Annotated in this window: 14 protein-coding genes; 7 read left to right on the plus strand and 7 right to left on the minus strand. The window is 73.0% G+C overall.

Annotated elements, in window-relative coordinates; translation table 11 throughout:
* Nucleotide 1: 1 nt before the first annotated feature.
* Both BT341_RS26150 and BT341_RS26155 read right to left on the minus strand, forming a co-directional pair.
* A complete protein-coding gene (locus tag BT341_RS26150; protein WP_072478797.1) occupies nucleotides 2-1,324 on the minus strand; it encodes an MFS transporter in 1,323 nt (440 codons plus the stop codon).
* Nucleotides 1,325-1,447: 123 nt separating this feature from the next.
* Nucleotides 1,448-2,050 carry a GntR family transcriptional regulator gene (locus tag BT341_RS26155; protein WP_425426492.1) on the minus strand — a complete coding sequence of 201 codons (603 nt, stop codon included), beginning with the start codon at nucleotides 2,048-2,050 and terminating at the stop codon, nucleotides 1,448-1,450.
* Nucleotides 2,051-2,347: 297 nt separating this feature from the next.
* On the opposite strand from BT341_RS26155, the gene fabG reads away from it, so the two are divergent.
* On the plus strand, nucleotides 2,348-3,052 hold the full coding sequence (gene fabG, locus BT341_RS26160) for a beta-ketoacyl-ACP reductase (RefSeq protein WP_072478798.1): 705 nt from the start codon (nucleotides 2,348-2,350) through the stop codon (nucleotides 3,050-3,052).
* Between the two features lie 35 nt (nucleotides 3,053-3,087).
* Complete coding sequence (gene fabI / locus BT341_RS26165; protein WP_072478799.1) at nucleotides 3,088-3,855, plus strand: enoyl-ACP reductase FabI; 768 nt, start codon at nucleotides 3,088-3,090, stop codon at nucleotides 3,853-3,855.
* Between the two features lie 4 nt (nucleotides 3,856-3,859).
* Here fabI and BT341_RS26170 read toward each other — a convergent pair whose 3' ends face one another.
* Both BT341_RS26170 and BT341_RS26175 read right to left on the minus strand, forming a co-directional pair.
* Nucleotides 3,860-5,020 carry a Cmx/CmrA family chloramphenicol efflux MFS transporter gene (locus tag BT341_RS26170; RefSeq protein WP_072478800.1) on the minus strand — a complete coding sequence of 387 codons (1,161 nt, stop codon included), beginning with the start codon at nucleotides 5,018-5,020 and terminating at the stop codon, nucleotides 3,860-3,862.
* A gap of 68 nt (nucleotides 5,021-5,088) precedes the next feature.
* A complete protein-coding gene (locus BT341_RS26175; protein WP_072478801.1) occupies nucleotides 5,089-5,670 on the minus strand; it encodes a TetR/AcrR family transcriptional regulator in 582 nt (193 codons plus the stop codon).
* A gap of 87 nt (nucleotides 5,671-5,757) precedes the next feature.
* Here BT341_RS26175 and BT341_RS26180 point away from each other — a divergent pair, with 87 nt between their 5' ends.
* A complete protein-coding gene (locus BT341_RS26180; RefSeq protein ID WP_072478802.1) occupies nucleotides 5,758-6,801 on the plus strand; it encodes a ferrochelatase in 1,044 nt (347 codons plus the stop codon).
* Nucleotides 6,802-6,896: 95 nt separating this feature from the next.
* On the opposite strand, the gene BT341_RS26185 is transcribed toward BT341_RS26180, so the two are convergent.
* Entirely contained in the window at nucleotides 6,897-7,694 is a 798-nt protein-coding gene (locus tag BT341_RS26185; protein ID WP_072478803.1) for a hypothetical protein, read from the minus strand.
* A 100-nt stretch (nucleotides 7,695-7,794) separates the two neighbouring features.
* Here BT341_RS26185 and BT341_RS26190 point away from each other — a divergent pair, with 100 nt between their 5' ends.
* Nucleotides 7,795-9,192 carry an ATP-binding protein gene (locus BT341_RS26190; protein WP_072478804.1) on the plus strand — a complete coding sequence of 466 codons (1,398 nt, stop codon included), beginning with the start codon at nucleotides 7,795-7,797 and terminating at the stop codon, nucleotides 9,190-9,192.
* Complete coding sequence (locus BT341_RS26195) at nucleotides 9,189-11,153, plus strand: vWA domain-containing protein (protein WP_072478805.1); 1,965 nt, start codon at nucleotides 9,189-9,191, stop codon at nucleotides 11,151-11,153. Before BT341_RS26190 ends, BT341_RS26195 begins: the two co-directional genes overlap by 4 nt.
* Before the next feature lie 70 nt (nucleotides 11,154-11,223).
* On the opposite strand, the gene BT341_RS26200 is transcribed toward BT341_RS26195, so the two are convergent.
* Both BT341_RS26200 and BT341_RS26205 read right to left on the minus strand, forming a co-directional pair.
* On the minus strand, nucleotides 11,224-12,528 hold the full coding sequence (locus BT341_RS26200; protein ID WP_072478806.1) for a hypothetical protein: 1,305 nt from the start codon (nucleotides 12,526-12,528) through the stop codon (nucleotides 11,224-11,226).
* A gap of 57 nt (nucleotides 12,529-12,585) precedes the next feature.
* Nucleotides 12,586-14,178 carry an amidohydrolase family protein gene (locus BT341_RS26205; protein WP_245805105.1) on the minus strand — a complete coding sequence of 531 codons (1,593 nt, stop codon included), beginning with the start codon at nucleotides 14,176-14,178 and terminating at the stop codon, nucleotides 12,586-12,588.
* A gap of 55 nt (nucleotides 14,179-14,233) precedes the next feature.
* Here BT341_RS26205 and BT341_RS26210 point away from each other — a divergent pair, with 55 nt between their 5' ends.
* Complete coding sequence (locus BT341_RS26210; protein WP_072478808.1) at nucleotides 14,234-15,010, plus strand: MerR family transcriptional regulator; 777 nt, start codon at nucleotides 14,234-14,236, stop codon at nucleotides 15,008-15,010.
* 25 nt (nucleotides 15,011-15,035) lie between these two features.
* A complete protein-coding gene (gene mshC / locus BT341_RS26215; RefSeq protein WP_072478809.1) occupies nucleotides 15,036-16,274 on the plus strand; it encodes a cysteine--1-D-myo-inosityl 2-amino-2-deoxy-alpha-D-glucopyranoside ligase in 1,239 nt (412 codons plus the stop codon).
* Nucleotides 16,275-16,305: the final 31 nt, after the last annotated feature.

Consider the following 16,305-nt stretch of genomic DNA (forward strand, 5'->3'; position numbering starts at 1 on the left):
CTCAGCGTTCTTCCGGGCGTTCTTCCAGCTCGGAGGTCTTCGAGGTTTCCCGCATTGTGCCGTAGACGATGAGGGAGACCAGCACACAGCCCGCGACGTACCAGAAGAACACCGGTTCGTGCCCGGCGCTCTTGAGCGCCTGCGCGATCAGCTCGGCGGTGCCGCCGAAGATCGCCACGGTCAGCGCGTACGGCAGCCCGACCCCGAGCGCGCGGATCTTCGTCGGGAACAGCTCGGCCTTCACGATCGCGTTGATCGAGGTGTATCCGGCGACGATCACCAGCCCGGCCAGCACGAGGAAGAACGCGCCGACGGGGTTGCGGGTCGAGCCCATGACCGTCATCAGCGGGACGGTGAGCAGCGTGCCGCCGATGCCGAAGAACAGCAGCAGCGGGCGGCGGCCGATCCGGTCGGAAAGCCGGCCGGCGACGGGCTGCAGGATCGCCGCGACCAGGATCGCGCAGAAGAGCACGACGGTGACCTGCCGGCGCGGGATGTGGGCGGTGTTCTCGAGGAACTTCTGGCTGTAGGTGGCGAAGGTGTAGAAGCCGACCGTGCCGCCGAGGGTGAGGCCGACGACGAGGGCGATCTCCTTGGGGTACTTGGCCAGCGCGCGCAGCGTGCCGCGTTCGCCCTTGGTTTCTTCCGCCTCGCGCCGGTAGCTCTCGGACTCGTCCATGCCGCGGCGCAGCCACATGACCGTCAGCGCGGCGATCGTCCCGACCACGAAAGCGATCCGCCAGCCCCAGGCCGTCAGCTGCTGCTCGGTGAGGATCGCCTGCAGGACGAGCTGCAGGCCGAGGGCCAGCAGCTGGCCGCCGTAGAGCGTCACGTACTGGAAGCTGGAGTAGAAGCCGCGCTTGCCGGGAGTGGCCACTTCGGACAGGTAGGTCGCCGAGGTGGAGTACTCGCCGCCGACGGACAGGCCCTGCACGAGCCGGGCGATGAGCAGCAGGATCGGCGCGGCGATCCCGATGGTGTGGTAGCTGGGCGTGACGGCGATGAGCAGCGAGCCACCGGCCATGAAGGTCACGGAGAGCACGAGCGCGCTGCGGCGGCCGAACCGGTCGGCGAACCGGCCGAGCATCCACCCGCCGAGCGGCCGCATGAGGAACCCGACGGCGAACACGGCGGCGGTCCCCAGGAAAGCGGCCGTGGTGTCCGTGGTGGGGAAGAAGGACTTGGCGAAGTAGGTGGTGAACGCGGCATAGGCGTACCAGTCGTACCACTCGATCAAGTTGCCGATCGAGCCGCGCAGCACGTTGCCGACAACGCGCTTTTCACTGACGGCCCCACCGGCGGAGCCGCTGATCCGGGTTGTCATCGTCGACCTCCTGTGTCGCGACTCACGGTGACCAACGAGGGGGTGAGCGGCAAGGCCGGAGGGGAGTTCCTAACACGCGCTTAGGACGATGACTCCGGGAGCGGATCCGGGCGGTACGGCAAGCTAGCCGGCCGGCCACTCGTAGGACAGTTCGTAGCGGTCGGCGGCGAGCACCATGTCGTTCATCTCCAGCGGCGTGCCGCCGACGGCGTACGCGATGCGGGTGACGGTGATGACCGCTACGCCGTCGCTCAGCTGGAGCCGCGTCGCCTCGGCGGGCGTCGGCATCCGCGCGCCGACGTGCTCGGCGAACGAGCCGATCTCGTGGCCGGCCTCCTCCAGCCGTGCATACGTGCCGCCCGGTCCGGTGTCGACGTTTTCGATCGCGGTGTCGCGCGTCAGTTCACGCGGGAGCCGGGACACGGCGAGTTGGACGACCACTCCGTCGGCGCGCATCACGCGGTCGCGAACGGTGACCTCGGTCCCTTCGTCGACGGCGAGGTGGCCGGCCACGCGTGCGCCGGCCGGTTCGAAGCGGATCTCGGCGGACGTCGACGCCTCGAAGCCACCTGCGGCGGCGTCGGCGAGGAACGCGCCGCGGTTGCGCTCGCGGGCCTCGCGGGAGAGCCGGGATGGCGCGATGCGCCGGATGGCCGCCGATGGCCGGACGAAGGCTGGGACTCCGCTTGTCCTGTCGACCACGACGCCATGGTCCCACTTACCCAGCGGACCAACAACGATGTGCCTGCCCTGCGACACGGCCGGCCCTCGGGAATGCGATCGCCGGCCACGAGCCGTCGCCGTGACCCCGCTGTGGTCCCCATCGCACGTTACCCGCGAGTTGTGTGGAAGAACGCATCGGTGACCGTTGGTTACCGGTGCGTTCTTTGGTTGAGTTCTGCCGTCGTCCTGACACGTGCTCGGGACGACGACCGGCACCCCGGGCGCGGGTGCGCGGCGCGGCGGTGCTGCCGATAACCTCGTGCGCGACATCAGCGCACGTTCACGAAGAGGGAGAACACTGTGGGACGGTCGGTTCTGGTCACCGGGGGCAACCGGGGCATCGGTCTGGCGATCGCCCGGGACCTCGCCGCGCAGGGGCACCAGGTCGCCGTCACCCACCGTGGTTCCGGGGCCCCCGAGGGCCTCTTCGGCGTGCAGGCCGACGTCACCGACACCGAGCAGGTCGACGCCGCCTTCAAGCTCGTCGAGGAGCACCAGGGCCCGGTCGAGATCCTCGTCTCCAACGCCGGCCTCACCGACGACACGCTCCTCATGCGGATGAGCGACGAGCAGTTCGAGCGCGTCATCGACGCCAACCTCACCGGCGCCTACCGCGTGGCCAAGCGGGCTTCGCGCGGCATGCTGCGCGGCAAGTGGGGACGGTTCATCTTCATCTCGTCGGTCGTCGGCCTCTCCGGCTCCGCCGGCCAGGCCAACTACGCCGCGTCGAAGGCGGGTCTGGTCGGCTTCGCGCGTTCGCTGGCGCGGGAGCTCGGCTCGCGCAACATCACCTCGAACGTCGTCGCGCCCGGGTTCGTGCACACCGACATGACCGACGAGCTGCCCGAGGACCGCAAGAAGGAGATCCTCGCCCAGGTGCCTTCCGGCCGGTACGCCGAGCCGTCGGAGATCGCCGCCGCCGTGCGCTACCTGGCCTCCGACGAAGCCGGCTACGTCAACGGTGCCGTGCTGCCCGTCGACGGCGGCCTCGGCCTCGGCCACTGATTCCCGTTCCACCCGAACCCAAGCTTGGAGGACCCGTGCCCGGACTGCTCGAAGGCAAGCGGCTGCTGATCACCGGCATCATCACCGACGCCTCGCTCGCCTTCCACGCGGCCAAGATCGCCCAGCAGGAGGGCGCGACCGTGGTGCTGACCGGCTTCGGCCGCATGTCGCTGGTCAAGACCATCGCGAAGCGGCTGCCGAAGGAAGCGCCGGTGCTGGAGCTGGACGTGACGAACCAGGAGCACCTGGCCTCGCTGGCCGGCCGCGTCCGCGAGCACGTCGACGGCCTCGACGGTGTGCTGCACTCGATCGGCTTCGCGCCGCAGAGCTGCCTCGGCGCGCCGTTCATGGACGCGCCCGCCGAGGACGTCAAGACCGCCGTCGAGGTTTCGTCGTACTCCTTCATGTCGCTGGCGAAGGCGTGCCTGCCGCTGCTGGGCCGCGGTTCCTCGATCGTCGGCATGGACTTCGACGCCCGCGTCGCGTGGCCGGTCTACAACTGGATGGGTGTCGCGAAGGCCGCGCTCGAGTCGGTCAACCGGTACCTGGCCAAGGAGCTGGGCCCGCAGGGCATCCGGGTCAACCTGGTCAGCGCCGGCCCGATGAAGACCATGGCCGCGAAGTCGATCCCGGGCTTCACGGAGCTGGAAGACGGCTGGGGCGACCGCGCGCCGCTCGGCTGGGACAGCTCGGACCCGGACCCGACCGCGAAGAGTGTCTGCGCGCTGCTGTCGGACTGGCTTCCCGCCACGACGGGCTCGATGATCATGGTCGACGGCGGGGTCCACGCCCTCGGCATCTGAGCCCTCACACGGCCACCGGCTCCCGGTCGTCGCCGCGCTGGACGGCGGCGGCGACCGTGAGCGCGGCCAGCGTCGCCGCGCCGAGGGCGATCCCGGTCCAGGCGACGCTCGGGAAGCCGAGCCCGGCGTCGATCGCGACACCGCCGAGCCACGGGCCGACCGTGTTGCCGACGTTGAACGCCGAGGTCGTGCTGGCTCCGACGAGGGTCGGCGCGTCCCCGGCGACCTGGTAGGTCCGCACGTTGAGCGCCGGGTTGGCGCCGAAGCCGGCCACCCCGAAGACCAGCACCGCCGCGACGGCCACCACCGTGTCGGTCGTCAGAGCCAGCACGAACAGGGCGGCCAGCGCGAGCCCGACGCTGCCGTAGAGGGTGGCGAACGGCCGCCGGTCGGCCAGCCGGCCGGCCGCGCTGATGCCCAGCAGCGCGCCGACGCCGAACAGCGCGAGCACGCCCGGCACCCAGCGTTCCGGCAGGCCGTCGGTCTCGGTCAGCAGGGGTGCGAGGTAGCTGAACGCGGCGAAGATCATGGCCTGGCACAAGGCGATCACGCCGAGCGCGAGCCAGACCCGGCCGCGCCGGTACAGCCGCAGCTCGCCGCGGACGCTCACCGCGTCGCCGGTCGTCTCCGGCACCAGCGCCGCCACGCCGGCCACCGCCACCAGGGTCACCGCGGCCACCGCCCAGAACGCCGTCCGCCAGCCGGCGTGCTGGCCCAGGAACGTCCCGGCGGGCACCCCGGCGATGTTGGCGACGGTCAGCCCGCCGACGAGCACGGCCATCGCCCGGCCACGCCGGTCGACGGGCACGAGCGCGATCGTCGTCGCCGCGGCCACGGCCCAGAAGCCGGCGCAGGCGAGTGCCGCCACGACCCGCGTCGCGAAGAGCAGGGCGTAGCCGTCCGCGAGGGCGCCGACGACGTGCGCCGCGACGAACACGCCGAGCAGCGCCAGCAGCGTCCGGCGGCGGGGGAGGCGCAGGGTGCCGATCGCCAGCAGGGGCGCGCCGACGACCATGCCGATGGCGAAGGCGGAGATCAGCAGCCCGGTGTCGGGGATGCTGACCCCCAGGTCGGCGGCCATCCCGGGGAGCAGGCCGGTGATCATGAACTCGGACGTGCCCAACGCGAACACGCTGAGCCCAAGGACGAAGACGGCCAGGGGCACGGGTCCTCCTCAATTATGTATTGATCAGTACAAAATTCGGGCAAGGCTGGGCGTGTGCGGTGCTTCGCTCAGCGCGTGATGGCGGCGAGCGCGAGGTCCGCGACGGCGTGCATGGCTTCGCGGCTCGTGCCGCGGCGGGCCATCACCCGCAGGCCGGAGGTGGTGCTGAGCAGGAACTCGGCCACGTCGGCCGGGTCGAGGCCGTCCCGGAGGCTGCCGTCGAGCACGCCTTCGCGGACGCACTCGGTGAACATGGCCAGGTTCTGTTCGGTGTCGTGACGCAGCGCCGCGCCCACTTCGTCGTCCGGGAGCCCCAGTTCGGCGAGCGTGTTGACGACGAGGCACCCGCGCCGCCGGGTCTCCAGGTCGTCCTCGACGGCGGCGTCGAGGACCTTCGCGATCCGCTCGGCCGCGGTCCCCGGACCGTCGAGGATCGCCTGGCGCTTGGCCAGCTGGGTGGTCGTGTAGTGCGCCAGGGAACGCCGGAACAGCGCCCGCTTGCTGCTGAAGGTGTTGTAGACGCTGCTGCGCCCGAGTCCGGTGGCCTCGCACAGGTCCTGCGTGGACGTCGCCTCGTAGCCGTGCTCCCAGAACGCGTGCATCGCGTTCTCGACCGCGGTGGTCTCGTCGAACTCGCGTGGCCTGGCCATGTGAGCACCATAGCAGAGTTTTGGACTGAACGATTCACAACGGGGTCGCGTCAGCGTGCGGGGCGCCACATCGGCAAGATGACGGGGGTGGGATACGACGCGTTGCTGTGGCTTTCCTTCGGCGGCCCGGAAGGGCCGGACGACGTCATGCCGTTCCTCGAGAACGTGACCCGGGGCCGGGGCGTGCCGCGGGAGCGCCTGCTGGAGGTGGCCGAGCACTACCAGCACTTCGGCGGCGTCTCACCGATCAACAAGCTGAACCGCGACGCGATGGCCGCCGTCGAGAAGCAGCTCTCGGCCGCCGGCATGGACTTGCCGGTGCACTTCGGCAACCGCAACTGGCACCCGATGGTCGAGGACACCCTGGCGGCGCTGACGGCGTCCGGCGCCCGGCGGGTGCTGGTGTTCCCGACGAGCGCGTACGGCGGCTACTCGGCGTGCCGCCAGTACGACGAGGACATCGAGCGCGCCCGCGCGGCGGCCGGCCCGGACGCCCCCGAACTGGTGAAGATCCGGCAGTTCTTCGACCACCCGCTGTTCGTCTCGGCGGTGGCGGACGGCCTGCGCGCGGCGCACGCTTCGCTGGGCGACGTGCCGGGGGTGCGCACGGTGTTCACGGCGCACTCGGTGCCGGAGAGCGCGGACCTGGCGTCCGGCCCGCCCGGCGAAGGCGGCCGCCGGTACTCGCGCCAGATCGCCGAAGCGGCGCGTCTGGTCGCGGCGGAAGCGGGCATCACGGAGTACGACGTCGTGTGGCAGTCGCGGTCCGGGCCGCCGCAGGTGCCGTGGCTGGAGCCGGACATCGTCGACCACATCGACGCGCTGCACGCGTCGGGCGTCCGCGGCGTGGTCGTGTCGCCGATCGGGTTCGTCTCGGACCACCTGGAGGTGATCTGGGACCTGGACAACGAAGCGGCCGAACGGGCGGCGGAGCACGGAATGGCGTTCGCCCGGGCGGCGACGGCGGGATCGGACCCGCGGTTCGCGGAGCTGGTGGTGGAGCTGATCCGCGAGCACACGCACGGCGTGCCGCCGCGCAAGCTGTCCCCGTTCCCGGCGGCGGGCTGCACGGTCAACGGCGCGCCGTGCGCCCTCGGGTGCTGCGAGCCGGCCAAGCGCCCGGCCCGCTGACCCGCGCCCCAATGTGGCCTTCGGTGCGTGAGACGCAACGAAGGCGGCCTTCGGTGCGTGAGACGCAACCAAGGCCGCCTTGGGGCGCTTGAGGCTCAGCCCTCGCGAGCCGCGGATTCCGCGAAGACCCGCACGGCTTCGTTGACCGCCGCGCATCGGGCCGTGCGGACCGCGTTCGACAGCGGCCGCAGCGCCTGGGCCCGCAGCGTCGAAGCCGAAGCCGACAACGCCCCGCCCGGGTCGTCCGACGACGCGATCGCCAGGATCGCCGCGATCTCCTCCGCCCGCTGCAGCACTCGCAACGCGCGCCCGGGCGTGCCCGCCGGCCAGTCGACCTCCGGCCGCGACCGCAGGTGCGCCGACAGCTCCGCGCGCACGCCCGGCCGGTCGGAAGCCACGTCCAGCGCCTGCAACGCGCCCGCGCTCGCCCGGATCGCGTCCGTCAGCCCGTGCTCGGCTTCGCCCAGCCCGAAATACTCCACCGACGCGGGCGAAGACAGCGAATACACCGTCCAGCGCATCAGCCCTTCCGCGACCGGCTCCGGCACCAGCCCGAACCCGAGTTCGGCCAGCACCACCGCGTCGCCCGCGCGCAGCGCCGCCTCGGTGAACGGGCCACCGCCGCCGAGGCCGCGGACATCACCCGCCACCGGGAGCACCAGCTGGAGGCTTTTCGCTCCTTGCGAACGCAGCGCCATCAGCAGCTGGACCGGCGTCGCCGCCCGGTTGAAGGCCAGCGGGAGCGCGAACGCCTCCGCCGCGGCCGCGTCGGCGGCCACGACGTCGTGGGCTTCACCCCACGCGAGCAGGGCGTCGAGCACATCGTCGGACGCGGCGGCTCCGTTCAGCCACGCGGCGGACCAGACGGCGAAAGTCGCACTGGGACGGCACACGACGCCCCATTTTACCGGTCCGGCCCGCCCGGGCGGCGCGCGCCCACGCTGGAGTCGCTCCACGTCGACGCACCGCCGATCCGGCAGTAGCGTCGAACGGGTGAACGCAGTTCCAGAGGCTCTTCCCCGCACCGCCGGGGCCCTGCGCGCGGCCGGGTACGAGCCGCGCCCGATCGCGCAAGAGATCCACGACAACCTGCTGACCGCGCTGAAGAACGGTGAGGACGCCTGGCCCGGCATCGTCGGGTTCTCCCGTACCGTGCTGCCGCAGCTGGAACGCGCGCTGCTGGCGGGGCACGACGTCGTCCTGCTCGGCGAACGCGGCCAGGGCAAGACCCGCCTGTTGCGCACCCTCGCCGGCCTGCTCGACGAGTGGACCCCTGTCATCGAGGGCTCCGAGCTGGGGGAACACCCGCTGCAGCCGATCACGCCCGCGTCGATCCGCCGGGCCGCCGAGCTGGGCGACGACCTGCCCGTGGCCTGGCGTCACCGCTCCGAGCGCTACACCGAAAAGCTCGCCACGCCCGACACGTCGGTCGGTGACCTGATCGGCGACGTCGACCCGGTCAAGGTGGCCGAAGGCCGCAGCCTCGGTGACCCCGAAACCATCCACTTCGGCCTGGTCCCGCGCGCCCACCGCGGCATCGTCGCCATCAACGAGCTGCCCGACCTCGCCGAACGCATCCAGGTCGCGCTGCTCAACGTGATGGAGGAGCGCGACATCCAGGTCCGCGGCTACACGCTGCGGCTGCCGCTGGACGTCCTGCTCGTCGCCACCGCGAACCCCGAGGACTACACCAACCGCGGCCGGATCATCACCCCGCTGAAAGACCGCTTCGGCGCCGAGATCCGCACCCACTACCCCCTGGATGTGGAGGCGGAGGTGGCGGTCGTCAAGCAGGAGGCCAACCTCGTCGCCGAGGTCGGCGAGCCGCTGCTGGAGGTCCTCGCCCGGTTCGTCCGGAACCTGCGCGAATCGACGGTCATCGACCAGCGCTCCGGCGTGTCGGCGCGCTTCGCCGTCGCCGCGGCGGAGACCGTCGCCGCCGCGGCCTTGCGGCGCTCGGCGCTGACCGGCGAAGAGCCCGCGGTGGCGCGGCCGGTCGACCTGGACGCCGTCCCGTCGGTCCTGCGCGGCAAGATCGAGTTCGAGCCGGGCGAAGAGGGCCGCGAGATCGAGCACCTCGTGCACCTGATGCGCCGGGCGATCGCCGAAACCGCGCGCGGCCGCTTCGCCGGGCTCGACCTGCGCCCGCTGGCCGACGCCGTCGAGGAAGGCCACCTGGTCGCCACCGGCGAACGCGTCCCGGCCAAGGACGTCCTCGCGGCGCTGCCGGAACTGCCGGTGCTGCACGAGGTCGCGTCACGCGCCGGCGTAGCCCCCGACGAGCCCGCCGGGCGGATCGCGGCCGCCGTCGAACTCGCCCTCGAATCGCTGTTCCTGGCGCGGCGGCTGGCCAAGGACTCCGATGACGCGACGACCGTCTACGGCCGATGACCGCGGTCCCGCTTCCCGACGGCTACTCCTACGGCCCGTGGCACGACGGGCCGGACCCGCTCGCGCCACCGGCCGACCTGCGCGACGCGCTCGACGAGATCGGCCGCGACGTGATGGCCGGGGCGTCGCCGCGATCCGCGCTGGAGGAACTGCTGCGGCGCGGCACCGAGCGCACCGCGGGCCTGGACGAGCTGACCCGGCGCCTGTGGCAGCGGCGGTCGCAGATCCAGCGCCGCAACAACCTCGACGGCACCCTGCAGGAAGTCCAGCGCCTGCTGCAGGAGGCCCTCGACGCGGAACGGCGCGAGCTGTTCCCGGACCCCGACGACGAAGCCCGCTTCCGCGAGGCCCAGCTGGACGCGCTGCCGCAGGGTACCGCGGCCGCCGTCAACGAGCTGGCGAACTACGACTGGCGCTCCGGGCAAGGGCGGGAGAACTACCGGAAGATCCGGGACCTGCTCGGCCAGGAGCTGATGGAGTCGCGGTTCCAGGGCATGAAGCAGGCGCTGCAGAACGCCGGGCCCGAGGACGTCGAGCGGATCAACGAGATGCTCTCCGACCTCAACGACCTGCTCGAAGCGCACGCGAGCGGCGCGGAGGACGTCCAGCGGCGCTTCGCCGAGTTCATGCGCAAGCACGGCGAGTTCTTCCCGGAGAACCCGCGCGACGTCGAGGAACTGATCGACGCGCTGGCGCAGCGCTCGGCGGCCGCGCAGCGGATGCTGAACTCGATGTCCGCGCAGCAGCGCGCGGAACTGGCGGAGCTGACCCAGCAGGCGTTCGGTGACCCGCGGCTGGCGCAGCAGCTGTCCAGATTGGACAGTCAGCTGCGGGCGGCGCGCCCGGGCGAGGACTGGACGGGCTCGGAGCGCTTCCGCGGCAACAACCCGCTGGGCATGGGCGAAGGCGCGCAGGCGATGGCCGACCTCGCCGAACTGGACGCGCTGGCCGAGCAGCTGAGCCAGTCCTACCCGGGCGCGAGCCTGGAGGACATCGACCTGGAGGCCCTGGAGCGCCAGCTCGGCAAGGACGCCGGCGTCGACGCGCGGCGGCTGTCCGAGCTGGAGCGTGAGCTGCGTCGCCAGGGCCTGTTCGAACGAGCCGCCGACGGCTCGCTCCGGTTGTCGCCCAAGGCGTTGCGGCGGCTGGGGGAGACGGCGCTGTCCGACATCGTGAACGCGTTGCGCGGCAAGACGGGCGAGCGGGAGACGGAGTCGGCGGGCGCGGCCGGCGAGCCGACCGGCGCGTCGCGGCCGTGGCGGTTCGGGGACATGCAGCCGTGGGACGTGCCGCGGACGATCCGCAACGCCGTGCTGCGGTCGGTGTCGGTGGGCGAGCGGCGGGTCCGGCTCGACGTCGAGGACGTCGAAGTGGTGGAGACCGAGCACCGCTCGCGCGCGGCGGTGGCGCTGCTGGTGGACACGTCGTGGTCGATGGTGCAGGAGGGGCGCTGGCTGCCGATGAAGCGCACGGCGCTGGCGTTGCACCAGCTGATCACCACGCGTTTCCGCAACGATGCGCTGCAGCTGATCACGTTCGGCCGCTACGCGACGCCGGTGGAGCTGCCGGAGCTGATCGGGCTGGAGGGCGCGTGGGAGCAGGGCACGAACGCCCACCACGGGCTGCTGCTGGCGGGCCGCCACCTGCGCCGCCACCCGGACGCGCAGCCGGTGGTCCTGATGGTGACGGACGGCGAGCCGACGGCGCACCTGGAACCGGACGGCGAAGCGGTGTTCGACTACCCGCCGCAGCCCCGCACGCTCCACAAGACACTGTCCGAAGTGGACAGGCTGGCGAAGCTGGGAGCATCGATCTCGGTGTTCCGCTTGGGCGACGACCCCCGCCTGACGGCGTTCGTGGACGTGATCGCCCGCCGCTCGGGAGGACGGGTGGTGGCCCCGGACCTGGACGGCCTGGGTGCGGCGGTGGTGGGGGACTACCTGCGAACCCGGCGCCGCTGAGCCGGGTGGGCCGGTTTCGGCGGGCGGCCGGGCGGGCAGCGAAGCGGCCACCCGCGCCGCCGAGCCGGAATCAGTCCGGCACCACGCCCGACCGGTGCAGCGCTTCCGCCGCGCGGGTCGTGTCCTCGTGGCCCGGCGGCAGGTACGCCTCGTGGTCCGCCAGCACCTCCTGCGCCAAGGCGCGCGCCCGGGCGATCGCGCCCTCGGTCAGGAGTGCCTCCACCGAACGCCTCCGCAGCCGCAACATCCGGCTCAGGCGCGGGGCCAGCTCCGCCGACGGCAATGCCCGGAAATGGCGCCACAACGCCGCCGCGTGGGCGGGCAGCTCCTCTCCCGCCGTCTCCGCCACGTCGAACGCGCGGTCCAGTGCCCCGGCCAGCCGCTCCTGCGTGTGCAAGCGGCCCAGCACCGCCCGCTGCGTCAGCCGGTGCATCGTCACGACCTCGCCGCTGACGTCCGGCTCGGCGAGCGCCGCCGCCGCCAGACCGGCCACGGCCGCGTCCACCGCCACCGGGTCCGGGCCCGCGCGGCGAAGCAGCGCTCGTCGCACTCCCCACGGTGCCAGCACCGCCAGCAGCTCCGCGAGTGCCGGCGCCCGGCTGTCCCGGGTCCCCACCGCCGACAGTGCTGCGAGAGCGGTGCTCTCGACACAGGGCGGGTGATCTTCTCCCGGCTCCCGCTCCAGCGGCGGCACGTGCGGGAGCCGGCCGAGGTACGCCGCGAACCCCGTCGCCCGGATCACCGGGCCCGCCTGCGTGAGCGCCAGTGGCAGGTACCCCAGCTCCCGGGCGACGACGGCCGCGTCCGGGCCGGCGGCGCGGCCGGACCGGGCCTCGAGGAAACGGACCGCCTCCGCCTCCCCGAACCCGCCCACCGGCACCGTGCCGCCGAGGATCTCGAAGTCCGGCACCGTCGTCGTCACCAGGACCCGGGCGCGTGCGGGCAGCCAGCGGTTCAGCGCGTCGGGATCCGTCGCGCCGTCGAAGACGACGACGGCATCGTCGAGACTGTCCAGCCAGGCCAAGCCCGCTTCGGCGTCGAAGGACGGCCCGGCCAGCGCGGCGTAGGCGCGCTCGGTGTTCGCCGGATCCTGCGCGGCCACCCACACCACGGGGAAGCGCCCGCCCCGGACGTAGGCGGCGGCGAGGTGGGTCTTGCCGACGCCGCCGCGTCCGAGCAGCACGCAGAACCGGCCCGCGCGGAACGTCTCGTCGATCTTCGCCAGGAGCGGATCCCGCGGCACGGCCGACGGCGGTTCACGCGGAACGGCCCCGGACACCAGCCGCGGGCCCGCCCGCCGCCGCGACCGGAGCACGACCGCCGTGACCAGCGCGATCACGGTGACCGCGATGGCTGCCACGATCCCGGCGCTCATCGGGTCAGGCTAACCGCGCCGATGCCCGTGCGACGGCTACGGAAGAGTGACGCTCGTTCAGGGCCGGTGCCGTCGCAGGCGCACGGCGCGCGGATCGATCCACTGCCCGTGCGCGGGTTGCGCCACGAGCGGGTCGGCCCACCGCACGCGCACCCGGTCCGGGTGCGCCTCCTGGATGCGCGCCTCCGTCCACCGGCCCGGTTCCTCCTCCACCCACCACGGGTCGGCCAGGCAGGCGAGCCCGTCGCGACGGACGACGTCCTCGGCTTCTTCACGCTCGGCCGGTTCGGCCAGCGCCGCGTGGAAGACGGTGACCGGCTCCCACAGCGGCCCGCTCCGGCGGACGTGGCCCAGCAGCTCGTCGTCCTCCGCACGCCGGACTTCGACCGCCGGCAGCAGCGAGCGGACCGCCGCGACGACCTTCTCGGTCTGGGCCCGCAGCGCCGCCAAGCCGTCCTGTTCCGCGGCCGAGCCGACGTAGGCGTCCAGGTCCGCGCGGACACCCTGCTTCCACACCGCCACCAGCCGCTGCGCCTGCGCGATGTCCTCGTCGGGACGGCCGGCGGCCAGGACGAGGTCCGCGCGGAGCCCGGGCCGGATCCGGCCGCGGTCGGGCAGGCCGAACACCTCCGCCGGGCCCGCGGTCGCCGCGGTCAGCGCCGCCGCCGGGGACAGGCCCGCCGCCACCAGGTGTCCCAGCTCCCGGTGGAGGCTCGCGCCGTGGACCGTGCCGGGGTTCGGCGCGTCGGTGCCCGCCAGCAGCGTTACCCCGGCCTCGTGCAGCAGCCGGACGTTGTCCTTCGCCACCGCGAAGTCCGGCAGGTGCGGCGGCAGCCAGCGCCGCCCCTGCCGCTCCACGACCGCGCGCCAGGCCGGACCGAGCCGGGTCAGCAGGTCCGGCTCGGTGAGCAGCGGCAGCACGGCGCCGTCCGGGAAGCCGTCGGCCACCGACAGCGTCGTGACGACCGCGACCCCCGCCGCGGCGACGGCGTCCACCTGGGGCCCGGCCAGCGCGTCGAACGGCGCGTGGGCGAGGACGTCGACCCCGGCCGGGAGCAGGTCCACGGCCCCGCGGGCGGTCGACACGTGCGCCACCACCAGCAGCCCGGCCCGGTGGGCGGCCTCGGCCAGCGCGGCGATCGTCGGCACGTCCAGTGACGGCATCGGCATCGGCCCGCCGGTGCCGTCGTCGTAGAGGACCTTGAGGTGCGCCGCTCCTTCGGCGACGCGGTCGGCGACGAACCGCTCGGCGTCCCGCGGGCCCGTGACGTACGGGAACGGCGCGTACATCATGCTCGGGTGCCCGCCGGGCGCCGTCGCCCCGACGCTCGACGAGCGCACGTCGGCCGCGTCCGGCCGGGCGGCTTCGGCGAGCGCGTCGCGCACGGTGCCCGGCTTGCTGAACATGTCGAGCACGGTCGTCACGCCGAACGTGAGGGCCTGCCGGAGCGCGCCGGGCAGCAGGTGGACGTGCGCGTCGATCAGGCCGGGCAGCAGGGTGGCGCCGCGGGCGTCGACGTGCTCGTCGCCGGGCCGCAGCAGGGTGTCGTCGCCGACCGCGGCGATGCGGCCGTCCGCGACGCGCACGGCGGTGTGCTCGGTGAGGCGCTCGCCGTCGAAGACGCGGGCGCCGGTGATGGTCGTGGTCACGGCCGTCACGGTAGAAGTTGACATCGTGTGAAGGTCAACTCCTAAAGTAGGGCGCGTGCGGTACTCGATCAGCCAGGTCGCCAAGGCGTCCGGCGTGTCGGCGCGGATGCTCCGGCACTACGACGCGATCGGCCTGCTCACGCCGTCTTCGGTGGCGGCGAACGGCTACCGCTGGTACGGCAGGCCCGAGCTCCTGCGCCTGCAGCGCATCCTGCTGCTGCGGCGGCTCGGGCTCGGCCTGGCCGAGATCGGCGCCGTGCTGGGCGACCAGGTCGACGAGGCGGCCGCGCTGCGCGGGCACCTGGCCGAGCTGAAGGACGAGCGCCGCCGCCTCGACCGGGTCATCGCCACGGTCGAGGAGACGATCGCCGACCTCGGTGACGCCCGGATCGACGACCCGGAGCGGTTCTTCGCCGGGCTTCGCCGGGACGGGGCCGCGATGCGGCAGGCCTACCGGGAGACGTTCGGCGCGGGCGCCGAGGCGGCCTTCGACACCGCCGAGGCCGCTCAGCAGGGGTTCACCACCGCGGACTACGAGCACGCCGCCGCCCAGAGCGCGGCGCTGTTCCGGCGGCTGGCCGGGGTCATGCGTTCCGGCGTGGCGCCGGAGGACCCCGCCGCGCTCGACGCCGTCGCCGAACACCACCGGTCGGTGAGCCGCTTCTGGCAGCCGACGGCCCTGGCCTACGCCGCGATGGGCGGGCTCTACGTGACCGATCCCCGGCAACGCGAGCTGGCCGCGCGGGCCGACCCGGAGCTGCCGGCGTGGCTGGCCCGCGCCATCGGAGCCTACGCACGCGAGCGGCTCGTCCCACCGGTCGGGAGCGCCTGACAAGCGAGCGCTTACAGTCGAGGGCATGCAGACTTGGTCATCGGTCGACGTGCCCCGCATCCCCGGCACCCCCCGCCCGCTGCGGCTCCACGACACCGCCACCGGGCAGATCCGCCCGACCGCGCCCGGCGCCACCGCCCGGATGTACGTCTGCGGCATCACGCCCTACGACGCGACGCATCTGGGGCACGCCGCGACGTACCTCGCCTTCGACCTGGTGAACCGGGTGTGGCGGGACAACGGGCACGAAGTCCACTACGTGCAGAACGTCACGGACATCGACGAGCCGCTGCTGGAGCGCGCCGAGCGGGACTCCGACGACTGGGTCGTGCTGGGCATGCGCGAGACCGCGCTGTTCCGCGAGGACATGACCGCGCTGCGCGTGCTCCCGCCGAAGCAGTTCGTCGGCGCGGTGGAGAGCATCCCGGAGATCGTCGAGGTCATCGCGAAGCTCCTCGCCAACGGCGCCGCCTACCGCGCCGACGACCCCGGGTTCCCGGACGTCTACTTCGACCACACCGCGACCGGCAAGTTCGGCTACGAGTCGAACTACGACGAGCCGACCATGCGGAAGTTCTTCGCCGAGCGCGGCGGTGACCCCGACCGCGCGGGCAAGCGCCACCCGCTGGACGCGCTGCTGTGGCGCGTCGCCCGCGAAGGCGAGCCGTCGTGGGAGTCGGAGCTCGGCCCCGGACGTCCGGGCTGGCACATCGAGTGCAGCGCGATCGCGGTCAACCGGCTGGGCCTCGGGTTCGACCTGCAGGGCGGCGGCTCGGACCTGATCTTCCCGCACCACGAGTACAGCGCGGCGCACGCCGAAGCGGTCGCCAAGGACGGGCCGTTCGCCCGGCACTACGTGCACGCCGGGATGATCGGCCTCGACGGCGAGAAGATGTCCAAGTCACGCGGGAACCTCGTGTTCGTCTCCCGGCTGCGGGCCGACCGGGTCGATCCGGGCGCGATCCGGCTCGCGCTGTTCGCCGGCCACTACCGCGCCGACCGGGCGTGGACGTCCGAGCTGCTCACCGAGGCGGAAGCCCGGCTCGCGCGCTGGCGCGAAGCCGTTTCGCTGCCGGCCGGCCCGTCGGCGGAGGACACCGTCGCCCGCCTGCGCGACCACCTGTCCGACGATCTCGACACCCCGAAGGCGCTGGCGGCGATCGACGCGTGGGCGGGCGACGCCCTGTGCCGCGACGGCCGGGACGAGACGGCGCCCGGCCTGATCCGCACCGCGGTCGACGGCCTCCTCGGCATCACCCTCTGACGGCAGGGCGCCACTTTCCCGGAAAGTGGCG

The sequence above is a fragment of the Amycolatopsis australiensis genome (assembly GCF_900119165.1).
GTDB classification, from domain to species: Bacteria; Actinomycetota; Actinomycetes; order Mycobacteriales; family Pseudonocardiaceae; genus Amycolatopsis; species Amycolatopsis australiensis.

What these genes read in the sequence shown, in the direction of transcription:
- mshC (WP_072478809.1), top strand. Translation starts at nt 15,036, where the DNA reads ATGCAGACTTGGTCATCGGTCGACGTGCCCCGCATCCCCGGCACCCCC.
- BT341_RS26200 (WP_072478806.1), bottom strand. Translation starts at nt 12,528, where the DNA reads ATGAGCGCCGGGATCGTGGCAGCCATCGCGGTCACCGTGATCGCGCTG.
- BT341_RS26175 (WP_072478801.1), bottom strand. Translation starts at nt 5,670, where the DNA reads ATGGCCAGGCCACGCGAGTTCGACGAGACCACCGCGGTCGAGAACGCG.
- BT341_RS26195 (WP_072478805.1), top strand. Translation starts at nt 9,189, where the DNA reads ATGACCGCGGTCCCGCTTCCCGACGGCTACTCCTACGGCCCGTGGCAC.
- BT341_RS26150 (WP_072478797.1), bottom strand. Translation starts at nt 1,324, where the DNA reads ATGACAACCCGGATCAGCGGCTCCGCCGGTGGGGCCGTCAGTGAAAAG.